Consider the following 18305-nt stretch of genomic DNA (forward strand, 5'->3'; position numbering starts at 1 on the left):
ATGAACCAACCCGCTTGGGGCCGGTCGGTTCGCCGCAGGAGGCATCGCCAAGGCGAACCTCCTCTAGACCAAAAATCATATGTTTCCAATTATTTATATCTGAGTGCGCGGTCCCGGCAGCGCCGGTCCGGCAATGCGTCGTCGGCCTGTTCAGCGCTTGATCCCGTCGAATGCCGACATGATGCCGCGCTGGAATAGGGACCAGTCGAAGCCCAGCGCGATCGCGCGGTAGCCGCGGTCGATCAGTGCGTTGGCCTGGTCGGCGGTTCGGGCGACGCCGCCAATCGGCACGCCGCTTTTGAGGATGCCGGCCTCGGCGCGCGCGATCAGCTCGAGCAGCTCCGGATCGTCCATCTGACCGCGCTTGTTGATGGAAGTGGCGAGATCGCCGGGGCCGATGACCGCGACGTCGATGCCGGGGGTCGCCATGATCTCGTCGATGCGGTTGACCGCCTCGACATGCTCAATCGTGATCATGCAGATCATCTCGTCGTCGGCAGAGGCCATGTAATCAGGCATCGACTGGCCCCAGCGGAACGGCGCGTGGAAGGGACCCCAGAGCCGATCGCCGCGCGGCGGATAGCGCACGCTGCGCACCGCTTTTTCGGCATCCGCGCGGCTCGTGATCATGGGAAAGTTGATGCCGAAGGCACCGATGTCCATCGGGGCTTTCGCAAGCCACGGCTCGTTGGCGGCGATCCGCACCAGGGGCGTGCACGGCGTGCCCGTGGTCGCGGCGATCATCGCGTGTGCTTCGGTGAGCCCGATCGGTCCGTGCTCGAGATCGACGATGATCCAGTCGAGCGAGCGCGCCATGATCTGCACCATCTGCACGCTCGGGATGGTCGCGATCGCACCGAAGGCGGGGCGGCCCTCGCGCCAGAGCTGGCGGAGACGGTTGAGTGGCGTGGACGGTACCGACATGGGGGCCTGCGGCTGGGTGATGACGGCAAAACCTAGCAGCGCGCCGCCGGGGCGCAAGCTCAGGCGACTGCGCGCCCCCCGAAGAACGGCATCAGCGTGGCCGAAAGGCCATGCGCGCGGTTTGAGGTGAAGATCATCTCGGCGCCGGACTGCGCGATGCCGCCGATCCGCTGGCCGAGCAGGTCGGAGACGCGGCGGGCGATCGCTGGCGCCGGATCGATCCAGTCGACCGGCCAGGGCGCGAGCTTCTTCATCCGGTCGAGCAGCAGCGGATAATGCGTGCAGGCGAGCACAACGGTGTCGGTGCGCGCGCCCGCATCCGAGGCGTCACCGACGAAGCAGGGAGCGAGCTCGGCGAGGATGTCTTCGTCGCTGATCGGGCTGCCGCCGAGGGCGGCTTCGGCCAGCGAAGCGAGCTCGGGCGATCCGACCAGCGTCACCTCGCATCCTTGCGCGAAATCGCGGATCAGCGCCTTGGTGTACTCGCGCTTCACCGTGCCCTTGGTGCCGAGCACCGAGACGCGGCGGGTCTTGGACTGCGCGCAGGCCGGCTTGATCGCCGGCACCGTGCCGACGAAGGCGACGGAATAGGCGGCGCGCAAGTGAGACAGGACCAGGGTGGACGCCGTGTTGCAGGCGATGACGACGAGGTCTGGATGGTGCCGGCCGATCAGCTCCCCCATGAGCGGCACGACGCGGGCGATGATCTCGTCCTCGCTGTGGTGGCCATAGGGGAAGAAGGCGTCGTCGGCGACGTAGACGTAATGCGCGTCGGGCCGCGCCCCCACGACCTCGCGAAGCACCGTGAGCCCGCCAAGGCCGGAATCGAACACCAGGATCGTCGGAGAATTGGTCACGTCGCCACCCTAGCCCGGCATGGTTACCATTCGGTTTTTAGGGCTATTTTGCGACGGAGGGCTGGGACCGCAGGTCGGAAGGCCGAATTTCCGGCTTATGCGATGTTCGCCATCGGGTCGGCCGAAGCGGCAAGGGGGCATGCGCTCGCAGGTTGACAGCTCACACAAGCCGCGGAACAAGACGGCGTTTCGCCGGTAGGCGATCTCGCAGAGAAAGCAACATGCTCACAGTCCACCATCTCGGCAAATCGCAATCCGAACGCATTGTCTGGCTCTGCGAGGAGCTCGAAATTCCTTATGAGATGAAGCGCTACACGCGCGATGCCATGACCATGTTGGCGCCGGCCGAGTACAAGGCGCTGCATCCGGCCGGCACGGCGCCGGTCATCACCGACGGCGAGCTGGTGCTCGCGGAATCGGGCGCGGTCGTCGACTACATCGTTGCAAAAATACGGCAACGGCCGGCTCGTGCTCGGTCCCAATGATCCCGCTTTCGCGCAATTTCTGTATTGGCTTCATTTCGCCAACGGCACCTTGCAGCCCGGCATGGGGCGGATGATGATCCTAAGCCGGCTCGATCTCGCCAGGGACAACCCGACCCTGCTCGCAATGAAGGGACGCCTCGACCGCGCCTACGATCTTCTCGACGCACGGCTTCGCGAGTCCGAATATCTGGCGGGCAACGCCTTCACCACGGCCGACATTATGACGGTGTTCTCGCTTACCACGATGCGCTATTTCCAGCCCTATGATCTCGCGCGCTGTCAGAACGTGGTCAAATATCTCAGCCGCATCGGTGCCCGCCCGGCATACCGTCGCGCGATGGAGAAGGGCGATCCCGGCATGGCGCTGCTCTTGAGCTGAGCGGCGGCGCTCACGCGATCCTGTTCGTGCTGGCCGCGCGCTCCGATGCCAGCTGCTTTTGCAGGCGATCGATGTTTTGCAACAGGCGCTGGCTGGTCAGCACCAGGAAGTAATAGCCGAACTGCGGATCCTGGAAGTAGATCTCGAGCAGCCGGTCATAGGTGATCGTCAGCACGTGACCGTCTTCGATGCACTCGACCGTTCCCGTGCGCCGGTTGTCCGGCGTGAGGAAGCCGAGCTCGCCCATCAGCGCTCCGGGCAGGATCTCGACGTTGATTTCCTTGACCAGGAACTTGCCGGTGACCGTGAGGAACATCTCCTGCGCCGGATCTCGCAGCTTGAAGAGGATGTCGCCGCGGCGATATCTGCGCTCGGTCATGAACGGCTTGAGCCATTCGATCGACATGTCGCCTTCGGTCGCATGCCGCGCCTTCTTGACCAGCTTGAGCATCTGCCGCAGCCGAAGAGCGTTGATCGGAAGAAGCAAGAGATAGAGCAGGAACGTCGAGACGTTGGCCGAGAGCGCGCCGAAAGCGGCGAAGAACGCGCAGCCGATCATGTTGGCGACGCGCAGGGGAACCATCGTCCGCATCAAGAGCGTGGCAACGAAGAAGCCGGCGCCCACCGCGGCGAACAGATTGGCAAACGTGATGTTGTGGACGAAGATCTCCAGGAGCCGGTTGAAGATCGCCTCGTAGGTGACGTTGTCGGGATCGAGGCCCATCTGGACCAGGATTTTCGCGATCCTGAGGTTGTCCGTGGCCGCCTCGAGGATGCGGTCGAGGATCGACGAAATGTCTGCGCTGCCGGACGGCATGGTACTAACCCCACGTAAGGCATTCAGTCCTGGTCGGCACCCGTATAGCCGAAATCGAATGACGACCGCTTGAATGACGCTTCCGGCCATCGTGCCGCAAGGGGCAAATTTTAGCCTGATCGGGCGTTTCGGCAATTGCCCGTTGGTTGCGCGTCTGGCCGCGGGCGGCCGTGATTCGGGCCCTGCGGGCCTCGGCGTCGCGGACGGGGCTGGGCGACAGCCGGCGAGGGCGACCTTCGCTTACGGCTTGGTGGCGGGTTGCACGACCTGCTGCTCGACGAGGCCAAGGCGCCCCGGCAGCGAGCCGGCGCGCAGCAGCATGGCGACGCTGTTGGCCTCTTCCAGGGTCAAGTTGCCGGAAATCTGGCCGGAGCCGCCGGTGATGGGCTCGCGGATCTCGGGAGCGGAAATCACCTTGTCGTCGAGCACGATGGCAAAGGGCTTTCCGACGTTCTCTGCCGTGATATGGGCAAAGCGCCGCGTGCCGCGGCCGTTGAAGCGGAACGAGGCGATCGGCTCCTTGCTGTCGCCGGTCAAGCCCGGGCCGGCATAGCTGATATCGCCGCCCTCGATCGCGCTGTCCTTGGCGACGAGATAAGGACGCTGGTCCTTGAAGCCGAGCAGGACTTCCGTACCCGGCGGCGGCGTGCCCGATTGTGCCTGCTCCGCGGACATCGAGAGGTCGATCAGGCGGAAGCCGACCTTGACCTTTCTGGCGAAGATCGCGGTGATTTGCTCGGGCCCCATCACGCCGGGCAGGAAGATGCGGATGCGGTCCGTCCCCTCAGGCTGGACGCTGGCGAACTTGACGCCGGCGTCCTTGAGGCGCTGCTCGATCATGGCGACGGAATCTTCGACGAGATCGTGCAGCCGCGCGGCCGATGCGGTATCGGTCGGCGCGAGCCTGAGCTGCCCGTCGCCGGCGTCGGTGACGTTGAGCGCGTGGGTGGGCAACCCCTCCGCCGCAGCGGCGAGCTTGCGCGTGAGCTGTTCGCGGCCCTTGGCGTCCGCGATCCTCACGTCGATGCCGCCGTCGCGGATCGCAAGTCCGGAGAACGCGATCCGGCCCTCGCGCAGGATCTTGTAGACGTCATCGCGCAAATCCGTGACGACCGCCTCCCGCATGGCGTCGATGTCCACCCTGTAGACGATGCGCGATCCGCCCAGCTTCGCCATCTTATCGGCGATGAAGGCCGCGACCTTGACACGCACCTTGTCGAGCTGGCTATCGGCAAGCGCGACACCGGGCAGGGCGATTGCAGATAACGTCGCGAACGCAGCGATCAGCCGTGTCATCCGGTTCCGCAGGGGCGTCGTCATGATGACCTCGTGTCTTGCGGCAGGGCGCTGGCGAGCGAATCCAGTGCCAGTTCTTGGTCCCCGGATCAGGCGCAGAGGTTCAAGCGCCACTGCCCTAGGCGATGGACGAAAGCGAAATCATCCATCATTCTGGTCCGGGTCGGCCGGTCATCGGCCGAGGCCCCTCGCCGAACCAAATCTCAAAAGACAGCGGGCGAGGACATGATCTGAGGGAGGACGGAATTTCATGGCGGGCATCCACGCGCTCGATCGGTTGATCGGCAACGACTATCCGGAACTGTTGACGGACCAGGAGGTCCGGGCCTTCGAGCAGGTCCCCTACGCCGACCGCGTCGCGGCGGAGAGCACCTATGACGCCATCAGGCTCGGTGCCGAGCGCAATCCCGGCGGGGCGGCGATCCAGTTCCTGCAAAATGCCGATCCCGCCGACGCGCCTTTGGTCGTCACGCACCGCGATTTCATCGCGCGCGTCACGCAGGCCGCCAACATGTTTCACGCGCTCGGCGCCGAGAAGGAAGACGTCATCAGCTTCATGCTGCCCTTGGTGCCGGATGCGTTCGTCACCCTGTTCGGCGCCGAGGCCGCCGGCATCGCCAATCCCGTCAATCCGCTGCTCGAGCCGCACCAGATCGCCGAAATCCTGGAAGCCGCGAACACCAAGATCCTGGTGGCGCTCGGGCCGATGCCGGGCGCCGACATCTGGCAGAAGGTCGAGCAGATCCGCCCGCAGCTGAAGCATCTCAAAGCCATCGTGCAGGTGTTCGGCGGCGGCGATCCGGCCCATGGCATCTTCGCCTTCGGCGACCTGATCAAGCAACAGCCGTCGGACCGGCTCGTCAGCGGACGCCAGATTCGCGGCAGCGACATCGCCGCTTATTTCCACACCGGCGGCACCACGGGCACGCCGAAGCTGGTTCGGCACACCCATGCCAACCAGGTCTATCAGGCCTGGGCACTCAATCTGCTGCTGAAGGGGAAGCCCGGCACCAACCTGCTGTTCGGCATGCCGCTGTTTCATGTCGGTGGATCGCTGACACAGGTGCTGACGACGCTGTCGGGCGGGGGCTCGCTGGTCGTGCTGTCGCCGAGCGGCTGGCGCAACCCGAATGCGGTGAAGAACATCTGGCAGCTCGTCGAGCGCTTCAAACCAGAGGCGCTGTCGAGCGTGCCGACCGTGCTCGCCGCGACGCTCGCGGTGCCGCCGGGGACTGCGGATATATCGAGCCTGAAATATGCTGCCGGCGGCGGCTCGGCGATTCCGGTTGCCGTCGGTTCAGCGATTCAGGAGAAGCTGAAGCTGCCGGTGGTCGAGGTCTACGGCATGACCGAGACCTCGAGCGTGCATACGCTCGCTTATCCGGGCCGGCCGATCCGGCTCGGCTCAGTCGGCCTTCCCATGCCCTATTCGCGGGTGCGCATCGTGCAGCTCGACGCCGACGGCCGCCTGATCCGCGATTGCAAGCCGGACGAGATCGGTGTCGTCATCATGGCCGGGCCCGGCGTGTTCGGCGGCTATCTCAACGACGAGCACAACAGGGGCGCCTTCATCGACGGGGTCTGGGTCAATTCCGGCGATCTCGGCCGGCTCGATGCCGACGGCTATCTCTGGATCACCGGCCGGGCCAAGGATCTCGTGATCCGCGGCGGCCACAACATCGATCCGGCACCGATCGAGGAGATCATGTTCCGCCATTCCGCCGTCGGCTTCGCCGCGGTGGTCGGCCAGCCCGACGCCTATGCCGGCGAATTGCCGGTGGGGTACGTTCAGTTGAAGCCCGGCGCAAAGGTCGAGCCGGGCGAGCTGGAAGCGTGGGTTCGCGAGCGTACGCCGGAACGCGCCGCCGTTCCGGTGCAGGTCATCCCGATCGATCCGATGCCGGTGACGGGCGTCGGCAAGGTGTTCAAGCCGCAACTGCGCTGGGACGCGGCCGAGCGCGTGTTCACCAAGGTGCTGGCGCCGCTGGTCGAGCGCGGCATCGACTGCAAGGTGAAGGTCGGTCCGCACGGCAGCCACGGCTCGATCGCGACCGTGACGCTGAGGGGCCTGCCGGCAGGGCAGCGCGAAGCGGTGGAGACAGAGGTGCACGCGCTGCTCGCTCCGTTCGTGATGCGCCACGAGGTGGTGCAGCTGTAGGTATGGGGAGCTAAGTGTTTTCTACGCCGGCATCCGCGTCTCGACGAGGCGCGCCCAGAACGAGGCGCCGTGGCCGAGGATGTTGTCGTTGAAGACGTAGGCCGGGTGGTGGCACTCGTTGCCGTCGCCCATGCCGACCAGCACCATCGCGCCGGGGCGTGCTTCCAGCATGAACGAAAAGTCCTCGGCGCCCATCATCGGAACGAACTTGTCGTTGACGCGATCGGCGCCGACGATGTCGCGGGCGACGTCGGCGGCAAGGCCGGCCTCGCGGGCATGGTTCATCGTCACCGGATACATTCGCGTGTATTTCGTCTCGGCCGAGCCGCCATAGGCGCGGGCGATACTGTCAGCGACTTCGCCGATGCGGCGTTCCACGAGATCGCGCACGTCGGGATCGAGCGTGCGCACGGTGCCGGCGAGCTCGGCGACCTCCGGGATGATGTTGAAGGCGGTGCCGGAGTGGAATTGCGTGATCGAGATGACGGCCGATTTCAGCGGATCGACGTTGCGCGCGACGATCGATTGCAGCGCGTTCACGATCTGCGAGCCGATCAGCACGCTGTCGACCGATTTGTGCGGGCCGGCGCCGGCGTGGCCACCCTTGCCGCGAACAATAATCTGGATGTTGTCGGAGGAGGCGAGCATCGGACCGGGCGTGGTGGCGAAATGGCCCTCGGGCAGGTTCGGCATGTTGTGCATGCCGTAGACCTCCTGGATGTTCCAGCGCGTCATCAGCCCGTCCTCGACCATGGCCTTGCCGCCGCCGCCGCCTTCCTCGGCAGGCTGGAAGATCATCACGGCCGTTCCGTCGAAATTGCGCGTCTCGGCGAGATATTTGGCCGCACCCAGCAGCATCGCGGTATGGCCGTCATGGCCGCAGGCGTGCATCTTGCCGGGGACCTTTGAGGCATAAGGCACGCCCGACGTCTCCATGATCGGCAGCGCGTCCATGTCGGCGCGCAGGCCGATGGTCTTGCCGGAGGCCGACTTGCGGCCGCGGATCACGCCGACGACGCCGGTGCGGCCGATGCCCGTCACCACCTCGTCGCAGCCGAACTCGCGCAAGCGATCGGCGACGATGCCGGCGGTGCGGTGGACTTCGTAGAGCAGCTCGGGGTTCTCGTGGAAGTCATGGCGCCAGGCGGCCATTTCGTCGGAGAGGGCGGCGACACGGTTGACGATGGGCATGAGGGATTCCGTTTCTTGGGGTCTCTTGTCATTCCGGGACGATGCGCAGCATCGGACTATGGTGCGCACTTGCGCACCAGAGAATCTGGAGATTGTAGCGCGAGATTCTCAGGTGCGCGATTGCGCACCCTAGGTCACGCTTCGCGTGCCCCGGAATGACGGGAAGTTCAGCTTTCCCCGAACACGCGCTTGAAGATCGTGTCGACGTGCTTGAGGTGATAACCGAGGTCGAACTGCTCCTCGATCTCGGCGTCGGTGAGATATTTCTTCACTTCAGTGTCCTTCTTCAGCAGCTGGAGGAAGTCGCCTTCGCCGCGCCAGACCGGCATGGCGTTGCGCTGCACGAGCTTGTAGGCATCCTCGCGGCTGGCGCCCTTCTGCGTCAACGCCAGCAGCACGCGCTGGGAGTGCACGAGGCCGCCGAGGCGGTCGAGGTTCTTCTGCATGTTGGCGGGATAGACCAGCAGCTTGTCGATCAGGCCGGCGAGGCGCACCAGCGCGAAGTCGAGCGTCACGGTCGCATCGGGGCCCATCATCCGCTCGGCCGAGGAGTGCGAGATGTCGCGCTCGTGCCAAAGCACGACGTTCTCCAGCGCCGGCGTCACATAGGCGCGCACCATGCGGGAGAGGCCGGTGAGATTCTCCGACAGCACCGGATTGCGCTTGTGCGGCATGGCGGAGGAGCCCTTCTGCCCCTCGGAGAAGAATTCCTCGGCCTCGAGCACCTCGGTGCGCTGCATGTGGCGGATTTCCACGGCGATCCGCTCGATCGAGGACGCGATCACGCCGAGGGTCGAGAAATACATCGCGTGGCGGTCGCGCGGGATGACCTGGGTCGAGATCGGCTCGGGCACGAGGCCCATGGCTTTCGCGACATGCTCTTCGACGCGCGGGTCGATCTGCGCAAAGGTGCCGACGGCGCCGGAGATCGCGCAGGTCGCGACCTCCTTGCGTGCCGCGATCAGGCGCTCCTTGGCGCGGGTGAATTCGGCATAGGCATAAGCGAGCTTGAGGCCGAAGGTCACGGGCTCGGCATGGATGCCGTGGCTGCGGCCGATGGTCGGCGTCATCTTGTGCTCGAAGGCGCGCTTCTTGAGCGCGGCCAGCACCTTGTCGAGGTCGGCGAGCAGGAGGTCGGCGGCGCGGGTGAGCTGGACGTTGAGGCAGGTATCGAGCACGTCGGAGGAGGTCATGCCCTGGTGCACGAAGCGCGCCTCGGGGCCGACGATCTCGGCGAGATGGGTGAGGAACGCGATGACGTCGTGCTTGGTCTCGCGCTCGATCTCGTCGATGCGGGCGACGTCGAAGATGGCGTCCTTGGCCTTGGCCCAGACCGTCCGGGCCGCCTCCTTGGGGATGGTTCCGAGCTCGGCGAGCGCGTCCGCCGCATGCGCCTCGATCTCGAACCAGATCTTGAACCGGGTCTGCGGCTCCCAGATCGAGGCCATTTCCGGGCGGGTGTAGCGGGGAATCATCTGACGGCTCCAGAAGGTGGGCGGGCGGCCTTCAACGGCAGCGCCGGCCAAAATGCTTTTTACGCCGTGATGTAACAGAGCAGACAGGGCGAAACAAACGGTCTGGACCCCGGGAGAGGGGCATCGCGGAGCTATCCACCGGCCCGGCCCGCCGAATTGGCGGCGCCCAGCCGCTAACAATATCGACTGTCAATCACGGATCATTGAATGACAGATATTGAAATCTGTCAGCGGGACGTGTATATCCCCTCCCGGACGCCCCGATTGGGTGTCCCGCGACAGCCCCGGGGAGCCTGACATCCGACGAAGGGTCGGATTGGAGGGCGGATTGAAGAACGGGGACTGCGGACGAATGGAGACTTGGACAATGACGACCGAAATCCTCAATTTTACTGGCGTGATTGGGCATTGGCTCAATTTGCTGGTGGCGCGCCAGATCGCGGCGCAGGCTGCAAAACTGCCTCATTAAGGCATAGGCTTTCCGAACGACCGGCGAGGGCGCTTCGGAAGCAGCCCTACTGCCGGGTAACTGAGCCCCGAACGGGAACATGGTGCTGGCATGAATGAAGCCGTTGTCTTGACGCCGGAGCGGATCCTCGAAGTTACCGAGGACGTGCTCAGGCGCTACGGACTTGCCAAGGCCACCGTGGTCGACGTTGCCCGTGCGCTCGATGTGAGCCACGGCAGCGTCTACCGCCACTTCCCCAGCAAGGCCTCGCTGCGCGAGGCCGTTGCCAAGCGCTGGCTGGACCGCATCGACGCCCCGCTGCTGGCGATCGCCAAGGAGCAGGGACCGGCGCCCGACCGGCTCGACCGCTGGCTGCGCACGCTGTTCACGGCCAAGCGTTCGCGCGTGCTCGACGACCCCGAGATGTTCCAGACCTATCTGACCCTGGCACGCGAGGCCTGCGCCGCGGTCAAGTGTCACAAGGACGCGATGATCGACCAGATCGCGGCGATCCTGACCGACGGCGTGAAGCAGGGCGAGTTCGCCGCGGGCGACGTCAAGGCGACCGCGCGCGCGATTTTCGATGCGACCGTCCGCTTCCACCATCCGGCCCATGCCGACGAATGGAAGGACGCCGACCTCTCCGCGCGCGTCGATGCGACGCTGGCGCTGCTGCTGCGTGGGTTGAAGGCTTGATGCTCTTACCCTCCCCTGGAGCGGGAGCGTCGATCGCGCAAAGCGCGAGCGGGGAGGGGTGATCTCTCCACGCGGGCACCGCATCGTCGAGAGACTGTCACCCCACCCCGTCTCGCATCGCTTGCGCGCTGCGAGCCGACCCTGCCCCTCCAGGGCAGGGTGAGCGCACTCCCTCATGCTGAGGGGTGGAAGTATGCGATCTTCCCGAGCGCGCCGCTGGCGCGGCTGCTGCGTGGGTTGAAGGCGGCCGAAGGCCGCAGAACCCGTTGCGCCCTGGGTGCTTTCAATCAACCTCGCGTCTTTTGGAGAGCGGCGCCGTCGCGGAACGAGGGCGCGGATGCCGAATGTCTTCGGGTGTGGAAGGCCGGATCGGACGACGGCACAACCGGCGGGCTTTCCGGATAGGCGTTGACCGCGATTTCGACGGCGTCCTTCGACCGCCTTCGAAGCCGGTAGAATGTCAGCTCCTGATCGAACATCGGGCAGCGAAAGTGGACGATGGCCGTGTCCGGCAGGCGGCAAAGTTCGTCGATGAGCTCGCCTACTGTGATGATCGGGGGATGGTCGACTGCCTTGGGGTGACCCTTACTCATGACCCTTTACTCCTTCTCTGCCGTACTAACCGGAGCCGGATCGGAACCGTTCCAATTTCGTCCGGCAGATTGAGGGACCCTCAAGGGATGAGGCCGTGCGGCAGCTTTGCTGCTAGATCCTCGTCAGCCCGCAGGTCGCGGCGAGCCGCACCAGCTGGGCATCGGTGCGCGCGCCGGTCTTCGACTTGATCAGGTAGTGATAGTTCTGCACGGTCTTGACGCTGAGATTGAGCTGCGCCGCGATCTCTTCGGTGGTGGCGCCGCCGGCGAACTGGCGCAGGATCTCGATCTCGCGTTCACCCAATTGGTCCAGCACCGAGCCGGTCGGTGACAGGCTGTCCTCCGCCAGTACGTGCGCGATGTCGTCGCTCATGGCGCGCTCGCCGCGCGCCACGCTGCGGATGGCGTTCACGACCGCGGAGGGCTCGCTGCTCTTGGTGACGAAGCCGGAGGCGCCGGCGGCGAAGGCTGACTTCACCAGCACGGCCTCGTTGTGCATGGTGAAGACGAGAATGCGCGCCCGCGGGCTGCGGGCGCGGATGTTGCGGATCGCCTCCAGCCCGCTCGCGCCGGGCATCGAAATGTCGAGCACCACCACGTCGGGGTCATGCGCCTTGAACGCGCCGTAGGCGTCCGCGGCGTTGTCGGCTTCCGCCACGACATGCAGATCGCCCTGGCTCTCCAGCACGCGCCGATAGCCTTGCCGGACGATCGGATGGTCGTCGACCAGCAGCACGGAGATGCCTGTTGCCGCAACCTCACTCATTCCCGCCTCACGCCGCGAGCGGGATGGTGGCGGCAACGCTGAGGCCGCCACGGGCGGGCAGGATCGACAGCGATCCGCCGACTGCCGTGACGCGCTCGCGGATACCGGTGAGGCCGAAGCCGGCCGATTGCGCGACACGCTCCGCATCGCCGCCGCCGTCGTCCTCGACGCGGATCAGCAGCGCATCGTCCTCGCCGGCGCGCCGCTCGACGCGGAGCGAGATCTCGCGCGCTGCACTGTGGCGCAGCGCGTTGGTCAGGCATTCCTGTGCCACCCGATAGGCCGTGGTCGCGGCCGGTCCGCTGATGTCGGTGAGGTCACCCTTGAGATCGAGCTGGATCGCCGGCCGCGCCGCACTGTGCGAGCGCCAGCTGTCGACGAGATTGACGAGGCTCGCCTCGAGCCCGAGCTCCTCCGGCAGCGGATTGCGCAGCCGGTTCAGCGCGTCGCGCAGCGAGGCCATGAGATGGTGCGTCGCCTGCGAGATCATGCGCGCGTCCTGCGCGATCCCATCATCCTTGTTCTGCTTCGTGCTCGCCGTCTCGATCGTGTTGGCGAAGGCGAGAATGGCGGACAGATTCTGCCCGAACTCGTCGTGCAGCTCGCGGGCGAGCGCGCGGCGCTCGTCGTCCCGGATCTCGATCAGGCGGCGCGTCAGCGCGGCGCGCTGCTCGGTGGCTTCCTCCAGCCGGCCGCCGAGCTCGCCGACGGCACTGCCGATCATCGCCAGCTCCATGGAGCGGAAGCGCGGCAGCCTGGTGCGATAATGACCGCGCGCCATGCGCTGAAGCGCGGTGACGATCGCGCGTGCCGGTGCCAGCGCGTGCGCGATGGCGAGCGAAGCGAGCAGGGCGATCGCCGCTGCCATCAGCAGCGCGACGTCGATGACGTTGAGGATGTAGTCCCAGGCGAGCGAGATCGCGGCCGCCGCATCGGGCGTCGCAACGACGGTGCCGGCGGCTGCGGCGCGCGGACTGACGGGCCGCACCACCTCGGCGTGGCTGCCGAGGAAGGTCGGCACGACGGCCGCGAACCAGCGCGGCGGCGTCTTGCCCAGCCCCTCGCTCTGGCCGCAGAGCGGCTTCTCGAATGCCGCGGCCGGCTGGAACTCGACGCAGACGCCGGGCGAGATCAGCTTCATCGCCTCCAGCGTGCGCCAGTCCGGAACCGGCAGGAGATGCTCGCGCGCCCTGCTGCTGCGCAACAAGAGCTCGCGCCAATACAGCGCCTGAAGCGCCTGTGCGACCCGCTGCGCCGAGGCCGCCGTCGCCCGATCGACGCTGCGATAGGCATCGAAGGTGGCCCATATGGTGGCGGCTCCCAGGCACAGCGCCACGATCAGAAGCAGGCGGGCTACAAGCTGAAGCACGAGGCGCATGCGATCACCCCCGACGTTTGATAAGGTCAGCCTAACAACGCCGCCGTGCCTTGCCAATCGCAGGGAACGCTAAGGATTGCAGCTCGGGCAAATTTCCCAAGCCGGATTGGGCATGGGTCTTTGGACCTGAAACGGCGGCTTTGATCTAATCGGTGAGGACGTTGCAGGCCGGTGCTTGCAAGCCAGGAGCGGTGCGGCATGAGTTCGACGACGATTGGACCAATCGCGAGCCAGGCTGCCGATCCATCGGAGCGCAGCGCGCTGTTGTTCTGGATGATCTTCACCGGGCTGTCGATCTTCGCCGTCGTGCTGCTGTGGCGCTTCGGCCTGATCCATCTGATGCTGACCTCGGACCGCACCTACATCTCGAGCGTCATCGCGGCGCTTTATGTCGTCACCTGCGGCCACTGCTTCCTGCGGACGCGGGCGATCGCGCGGGAAGGGGCGGCGGCGCGGCGTTGCCGCGCGGTGCTGTCGGCAGCCGGCGGCAGCAAGGCGCTCGATGCGAGCGCCGCGGCGCTGCCGCGCGGCCTGGTGCGCGATCACATCGAAAGCCTGGTGACCAAGGCCGCGGCGCAGGACTATCGCCCCGTCGATCAGACGCTGCTGCTGCGGACGCTCGCCGACCGCCTGCGCGGCTCCAACGGGTTCGGGGCGTTCGTGTCGGATACGCTGATGAAGCTCGGCCTGCTCGGCACCATCATCGGCTTCATCATCATGCTGGCGCCGATCGCGGGGCTGGATGCCGCCGACAAGGTCGCGATGCGGTCCTCGATGGGCTTGATGAGCGACGGCATGGCGGTCGCGATGTACACGACGCTGGCTGGCCTCGTCGGCTCGATCCTGATCCGCATCCAGTACTACATGCTGGATGCGGCGACCCAGCGGGTGTTCTCGGATGCGGTGGTGCTGACGGAGACCCATGTGACGCCGGTGCTGGAGCGCAAAGGCGCTGGAATTAAAGGCGCTGGAACGCCGTCATGATGGATGATTTCGGCCTCTATCCGCGCGAGGAGCCGTTCGACCCGCTGGGCGTGATGCTGTTCAAGGCGCTCCAGGTGATCGCCTTCCTGTTCTTCCTGGCGCTGCTGGCGGTCTCCCCCGACACCAAGGACGGCAAGATCGACTCCAAGGCGGAGTTCATGATCACGCTGGACTGGCCGGACAACCATCCCGACGATCTCGACCTGTTCGTGCAGGATCCCGCCGGCAACATCGCCTGGTATCGCCACCGCGAGGCCGGCTTTCTGACGCTCGACCGCGACGACCGCGGCGGGGCCAACGATTTCATCATGGTCGCCGGAAAGAAGATCGCCTCGCCCATCCGCGAGGAGATCGTCACCGTGCGTGGCATCCTCGCCGGCGAGTACACCGTCAACGTCTCGCATTTCGTCGCCACCACCGGCGAGCCTGTGACGGCCAACGTGAAGGTGCAGAAGCTCAATCCGACCGCGCAGGTGATCTTCGACAACAAGTTCACGCTCGACCACACCGGCGACGAGAAGACCGCGGTCCGCTTCCGGATCGATGCCGAAGGCAAGGTCGTCAATGTCGATCAGCGGCCGAAATCGCTGCTGGAGACGTTCCGCAGCAGCTGGCGCAACGGCGGCGATCTCGATCCCAGGACCGGCGTGAGCAGGAACGTTACGAGGATACGCCGTGACTAGCCTGCAGACGGTCATCGTGACGCTATCGGTCGCCTACGCGGTCATCGGCGCGCTGCTGCTGGTCGTTCTGGTCTATGCGCGCCTGCACTGGTCGCTGAAGGCGTTCGCCGTGGTCGTGACCAGCACCTTCTACATCGTCAGCTTCACCGAAATGCGCGGCCTGCTCGGTTGGGCCAGCACGGACCGGCTGCCGGCCACCTTCAAGCTTCTGAAGGCTCGCATCGTCGAGCCACATTCGCTTCAGGGCGATCCCGGCTCGATCTACCTCTGGGTCGAGGCGCTGGACGAGGACAATCGCCCGAGCGGCATCCCGCGCGCCTTTCGTGTGCCCTACAATGACCGGCTGGCCGACAAGACCCACGCCGCGGAGAACGAGATCGCGGCCGGTCATCCGCAAGGAGGGCGCGCGGCGGATTTCGGCGGCGGCGACGGCAGCCTGATCGACCTGGTTCGGGAATATGTGACGCCGAAGACCATCCTGGAGACCAGCGGCGGCGATTCCTCGACCGGCGAGTTCAATGCCCCGCCCGCCGGCGCGGAAGGCGCGGTGTTCACCCCGATTCCACCGCCCCGAATGCCGCCGAAGGACGAGCAATAGGCCCTTCACCATCACCGCAGAGCAGTGCTGGCCAATCGCCCAATGCTGGCGCATCTTGTTGACCTCCCTCAATTTGGCCTCATCGGCCTCGAATAAGAATTTGAGGGGTGGAGGGTGCGTGCTTCTCGCTGTCTTCTCGGATATCCATGGTAACCGACAGGCGTTCGAGACCTGCCTGAAGATCGCGCGTGCGAAGGGCGCGAAGCGCTTCGTCCTGCTCGGCGATTTCGTCGGCTATGGCGCCGATCCGGAATGGGTGGTGGACACCGCGATGGAGCTGGTCGCACAAGGCGCCGTCGCGGTGCGGGGCAATCACGACCAGGCGATCAATTCCACGGCCGAGACCATGAACGCCGAGGCGCAGATCGCGATCGAATGGACCCGCGGTCGCCTCGACACCGCGCAGCGGCGTTTCCTGGCTGAACTGCCGATGCAGGTGGAGGAGGATGGCCGCCTGTTCGTGCATGCGGAAGCCTCGCATCCTCAGCGCTGGCACTATGTCCGCTCGACCTTGGACGCCGCCAAGAGCCTGATTGCGACACGGGCCCACGTCACCTTTTGCGGCCACATCCACAGGCCGGCGCTCTATTCGATGTCGGTGACGGCGAAGATGACGAGCTTCGTGCCGAAGACCGACGTCCCCGTGCAGCTGCTGCGCGGACGGCAATGGCTCGCCGTGCTCGGCTCGGTCGGCCAGCCCCGCGACGGCGATCCGTCGGCGGCCTTCGCACTGTTCGACACCGAATCGTGCCAGATCACCTATTGCCGTGCGCCCTATGACGTTGCGACCGCGGCAGGCAGAATTCGCGACAACGGGCTGCCGTCCTGGCTGGCCGAGCGGCTTTCGCAGGGGTGCTAGAGGCCGATGCCCAAACCCCTGGTGAAATCAGGCGCGGAGATCGACGGTTACACGATCGGCGAATGCGTTCATGCCGGCGGCATGGCGACGCTGTGGACCGTCACCCATCCCGGCATCGACGTGCCCTTGCTGATGAAGATCCCGCGGGTTTCGGAGGGTGAGGACCCCGCCGCGATCGTCTCCTTCGAGATGGAGATGATGATCCTGCCGCGGCTCGCGGGGCCGCATGTGCCGGCCTGCTTCGGCACCGGCGATTTCGCCCGCCAAGCCTATGTCGTGATCGAGCGCATTCCGGGTGCCACGCTGTACAAGCGGCTCCCCGAGCTGCCGCTGCCTTATGACGAGGCGCGGCAGCTCGTCGCCAGGATTGCAACGGCGCTTGCCGATCTGCATCGCCAGAACGTGATCCACCACGACATCAAGCCGAGCAGCATCATGGCCCGCGAGAGCGGCGAGGTGGTGCTGATCGACTACGGACTGTCGCATCACAACCACCTGCCGGACCTCTTGCAGGAGGAATTCCGCCTGCCTTACGGCACCGCGCCCTATATGGCACCCGAGCGGTTGCTCGGGGTGCGCGACGATGCGCGCAGCGATCTGTTTTCGCTCGGCGTGCTGCTCTATTTCTTCACCACCGGCGAGCGGCCGTTCGGCGAGGGCGAGACGCTGCGGGCGATGCGGCGCCGGCTGTGGCGCGATCCGCATCCGCCGCGGAAGCTTCGCCCGGATTATCCGCCCTGGCTTCAGGAGGTGGTGTTGCGGTGTCTGGAGATCGAGCCGGTGTGGCGCTATCCGACCGCGTCCCAGCTCGCCTTCGACCTCGCTCATCCGGACCAGGTCAGGCTCACCGCGCGCTCGGAGCGGCTGAAACGCGATTCGCTCGGCGTGGTCTGGCGCCGGCGCTTCAACCAGGGCGCCATGGCGCCGCGCGCGAAATCGGATGTGGCAGTCCAGATCGCATCGAGCCCCATCCTCGCCGTTGCGCTCGACACGGCGGAGGGCGCTCCGGAGCTGAACGAGGCGCTGCGCGTGACCACCGAGCGCATCCTCGCCACCTTGCCGTCGGCACGGCTTGCCTGTGTCAACGTGCTCAAGCTGAACCGGATCGCGATCGACCGGACACTGGACGAGCAGGGCTCCAACAAGCATATCGATCGCCTGGTCGCGCTCAGGCATTGGGCAACGCCGCTCAAGCTGGACGAGAGCAGGCTGTCGGCTCACGTGCTGGAGGCGGTCGATCCCGCCGCCGCGATCCTGGAATTTGCCGAGGCCAACCAGGTCGACCACGTCATCATCGGCGCGCGGCAGAACTCGTTCCGGCGCACGCTGCTCGGCAGCGTGTCGGCCAAGGTCGCCTCGGAGGCGACCTGCACCGTCACCGTGGTGCGGCCGCCGCGGATGGCTGGGGATGCCGGCGGGCCGGAGGCCGGCGAAGGTTAGGCCGCGTGGACGGCGATGGCGCGCTTGCGGCGGATCGGCCAGGCGAATTGCGGGCCCGGCTCGCCGTGATCCGCGCTGCCGCCAAAATACTGGATGATTTCGCGGCAGGGCTCGCAATTGAACAGGTTACGCGACGCGGACGCCTTGGTCATTTCCTTCAGGCAGTTCGGGCAATGTGGTTTCATGGGGCGGTCCGGGAAAAGAAGCCTCAGTGTCGGCGCGGCGTGCCAAGCGAACGGTCTAGGTCCGAATTGTTGAGCCTGCCATCATCGTCCAGC

17 protein-coding genes and 1 pseudogene are annotated in these 18305 nt (G+C 65.8%); 8 read left to right on the forward strand and 10 right to left on the reverse strand.

The features are described from left to right. Positions 1 to 150: 150 nt before the first annotated feature. Both HZZ13_RS30130 and murI read right to left on the reverse strand, forming a co-directional pair. On the reverse strand, positions 151 to 924 hold the full coding sequence (locus tag HZZ13_RS30130) for an HpcH/HpaI aldolase family protein (RefSeq protein WP_197963131.1): 774 nt from the start codon (positions 922 to 924) through the stop codon (positions 151 to 153). Between the two features lie 59 nt (positions 925 to 983). Further along, positions 984 to 1781 carry a glutamate racemase gene (murI, locus tag HZZ13_RS30135; RefSeq protein ID WP_197963132.1) on the reverse strand — a complete coding sequence of 266 codons (798 nt, stop codon included), beginning with the start codon at positions 1779 to 1781 and terminating at the stop codon, positions 984 to 986. 221 nt (positions 1782 to 2002) lie between these two features. Here murI and HZZ13_RS30140 point away from each other — a divergent pair. Beyond that, positions 2003 to 2645: pseudogene (locus tag HZZ13_RS30140) on the forward strand (glutathione S-transferase family protein). A gap of 10 nt (positions 2646 to 2655) precedes the next feature. Here HZZ13_RS30140 and HZZ13_RS30145 read toward each other — a convergent pair. Beyond that, positions 2656 to 3462: a Crp/Fnr family transcriptional regulator gene (locus HZZ13_RS30145; protein ID WP_197963133.1), complete on the reverse strand. Its 807-nt coding sequence runs from the start codon at positions 3460 to 3462 to the stop codon at positions 2656 to 2658. 240 nt (positions 3463 to 3702) lie between these two features. Then, positions 3703 to 4782, reverse strand: a complete 1080-nt coding sequence (locus HZZ13_RS30150; RefSeq protein WP_197963134.1) for a SecDF P1 head subdomain-containing protein — start codon at positions 4780 to 4782, stop codon at positions 3703 to 3705. Positions 4783 to 5008: 226 nt separating this feature from the next. Here HZZ13_RS30150 and HZZ13_RS30155 point away from each other — a divergent pair, with 226 nt between their 5' ends. Then, positions 5009 to 6916 carry an acyl-CoA synthetase gene (locus HZZ13_RS30155; protein ID WP_197963135.1) on the forward strand — a complete coding sequence of 636 codons (1908 nt, stop codon included), beginning with the start codon at positions 5009 to 5011 and terminating at the stop codon, positions 6914 to 6916. Between the two features lie 21 nt (positions 6917 to 6937). Here the strand turns inward: HZZ13_RS30155 and HZZ13_RS30160 are convergent, their stop codons facing one another. Together HZZ13_RS30160 and purB are read right to left on the reverse strand one after the other, a co-directional pair. Beyond that, entirely contained in the window at positions 6938 to 8107 is a 1170-nt protein-coding gene (locus HZZ13_RS30160) for a M20 aminoacylase family protein (RefSeq protein WP_197963136.1), read from the reverse strand. Positions 8108 to 8274: 167 nt separating this feature from the next. Beyond that, complete coding sequence (gene purB, locus HZZ13_RS30165; protein WP_197963137.1) at positions 8275 to 9582, reverse strand: adenylosuccinate lyase; 1308 nt, start codon at positions 9580 to 9582, stop codon at positions 8275 to 8277. A gap of 559 nt (positions 9583 to 10141) precedes the next feature. Between purB and HZZ13_RS30170 the strand changes: the two genes are divergently transcribed. After that, positions 10142 to 10726, forward strand: coding sequence for a TetR/AcrR family transcriptional regulator (locus HZZ13_RS30170; protein ID WP_197963138.1), 585 nt, complete (start codon positions 10142 to 10144; stop codon positions 10724 to 10726). Between the two features lie 287 nt (positions 10727 to 11013). On the opposite strand, the gene HZZ13_RS30175 is transcribed toward HZZ13_RS30170, so the two are convergent. The 3 genes from HZZ13_RS30175 to HZZ13_RS30185 all read right to left on the reverse strand — a co-directional run bounded on the left by HZZ13_RS30175 (position 11014) and on the right by HZZ13_RS30185 (position 13463). Then, on the reverse strand, positions 11014 to 11319 hold the full coding sequence (locus tag HZZ13_RS30175) for a hypothetical protein (protein ID WP_197963139.1): 306 nt from the start codon (positions 11317 to 11319) through the stop codon (positions 11014 to 11016). 112 nt (positions 11320 to 11431) lie between these two features. Next, positions 11432 to 12085: a response regulator gene (locus HZZ13_RS30180; RefSeq protein WP_197963140.1), complete on the reverse strand. Its 654-nt coding sequence runs from the start codon at positions 12083 to 12085 to the stop codon at positions 11432 to 11434. A gap of 7 nt (positions 12086 to 12092) precedes the next feature. Further along, positions 12093 to 13463, reverse strand: a complete 1371-nt coding sequence (locus HZZ13_RS30185) for a sensor histidine kinase (RefSeq protein ID WP_197963141.1) — start codon at positions 13461 to 13463, stop codon at positions 12093 to 12095. Between the two features lie 198 nt (positions 13464 to 13661). Between HZZ13_RS30185 and HZZ13_RS30190 the strand changes: the two genes are divergently transcribed. The 5 genes from HZZ13_RS30190 (at position 13662) to HZZ13_RS30210 (ending at position 18027) form a co-directional block, all read left to right on the forward strand. Then, positions 13662 to 14447, forward strand: a complete 786-nt coding sequence (locus tag HZZ13_RS30190) for a MotA/TolQ/ExbB proton channel family protein (RefSeq protein ID WP_197963142.1) — start codon at positions 13662 to 13664, stop codon at positions 14445 to 14447. Then, entirely contained in the window at positions 14444 to 15130 is a 687-nt protein-coding gene (locus HZZ13_RS30195) for a DUF2135 domain-containing protein (protein ID WP_197963143.1), read from the forward strand. The genes HZZ13_RS30190 and HZZ13_RS30195 overlap by 4 nt, the downstream gene beginning before the upstream one ends. Further along, positions 15123 to 15728: a hypothetical protein gene (locus HZZ13_RS30200; RefSeq protein ID WP_197963144.1), complete on the forward strand. Its 606-nt coding sequence runs from the start codon at positions 15123 to 15125 to the stop codon at positions 15726 to 15728. Before HZZ13_RS30195 ends, HZZ13_RS30200 begins: the two co-directional genes overlap by 8 nt. Positions 15729 to 15846: 118 nt before the next feature. Then, entirely contained in the window at positions 15847 to 16587 is a 741-nt protein-coding gene (locus HZZ13_RS30205; protein WP_197963145.1) for a metallophosphoesterase family protein, read from the forward strand. A 6-nt stretch (positions 16588 to 16593) separates the two neighbouring features. Then, a complete protein-coding gene (locus HZZ13_RS30210) occupies positions 16594 to 18027 on the forward strand; it encodes a serine/threonine protein kinase (RefSeq protein ID WP_197963146.1) in 1434 nt (477 codons plus the stop codon). On the opposite strand, the gene HZZ13_RS30215 is transcribed toward HZZ13_RS30210, so the two are convergent. Further along, complete coding sequence (locus tag HZZ13_RS30215) at positions 18024 to 18212, reverse strand: hypothetical protein (protein WP_197963147.1); 189 nt, start codon at positions 18210 to 18212, stop codon at positions 18024 to 18026. The genes HZZ13_RS30210 and HZZ13_RS30215 overlap by 4 nt on opposite strands. Positions 18213 to 18305: the final 93 nt, after the last annotated feature.

It is taken from the genome of Bradyrhizobium agreste (assembly GCF_016031625.1).
Lineage (GTDB): Bacteria > Pseudomonadota > Alphaproteobacteria > Rhizobiales > Xanthobacteraceae > Bradyrhizobium > Bradyrhizobium agreste.

Bases quoted from the DNA above. Each gene is read 5' to 3' on its own strand.
- HZZ13_RS30130 (WP_197963131.1), bottom strand. From the start codon at position 924: ATGTCGGTACCGTCCACGCCACTCAACCGTCTCCGCCAGCTCTGGCGC.
- HZZ13_RS30145 (WP_197963133.1), bottom strand. From the start codon at position 3,462: ATGCCGTCCGGCAGCGCAGACATTTCGTCGATCCTCGACCGCATCCTC.
- HZZ13_RS30150 (WP_197963134.1), bottom strand. From the start codon at position 4,782: ATGACGACGCCCCTGCGGAACCGGATGACACGGCTGATCGCTGCGTTC.
- HZZ13_RS30155 (WP_197963135.1), top strand. From the start codon at position 5,009: ATGGCGGGCATCCACGCGCTCGATCGGTTGATCGGCAACGACTATCCG.
- HZZ13_RS30160 (WP_197963136.1), bottom strand. From the start codon at position 8,107: ATGCCCATCGTCAACCGTGTCGCCGCCCTCTCCGACGAAATGGCCGCC.
- purB (WP_197963137.1), bottom strand. From the start codon at position 9,582: ATGATTCCCCGCTACACCCGCCCGGAAATGGCCTCGATCTGGGAGCCG.
- HZZ13_RS30170 (WP_197963138.1), top strand. From the start codon at position 10,142: ATGAATGAAGCCGTTGTCTTGACGCCGGAGCGGATCCTCGAAGTTACC.
- HZZ13_RS30175 (WP_197963139.1), bottom strand. From the start codon at position 11,319: ATGAGTAAGGGTCACCCCAAGGCAGTCGACCATCCCCCGATCATCACA.
- HZZ13_RS30180 (WP_197963140.1), bottom strand. From the start codon at position 12,085: ATGAGTGAGGTTGCGGCAACAGGCATCTCCGTGCTGCTGGTCGACGAC.
- HZZ13_RS30185 (WP_197963141.1), bottom strand. From the start codon at position 13,463: ATGCGCCTCGTGCTTCAGCTTGTAGCCCGCCTGCTTCTGATCGTGGCG.
- HZZ13_RS30190 (WP_197963142.1), top strand. From the start codon at position 13,662: ATGAGTTCGACGACGATTGGACCAATCGCGAGCCAGGCTGCCGATCCA.
- HZZ13_RS30195 (WP_197963143.1), top strand. From the start codon at position 14,444: ATGATGGATGATTTCGGCCTCTATCCGCGCGAGGAGCCGTTCGACCCG.
- HZZ13_RS30210 (WP_197963146.1), top strand. From the start codon at position 16,594: ATGCCCAAACCCCTGGTGAAATCAGGCGCGGAGATCGACGGTTACACG.
- HZZ13_RS30215 (WP_197963147.1), bottom strand. From the start codon at position 18,212: ATGAAACCACATTGCCCGAACTGCCTGAAGGAAATGACCAAGGCGTCC.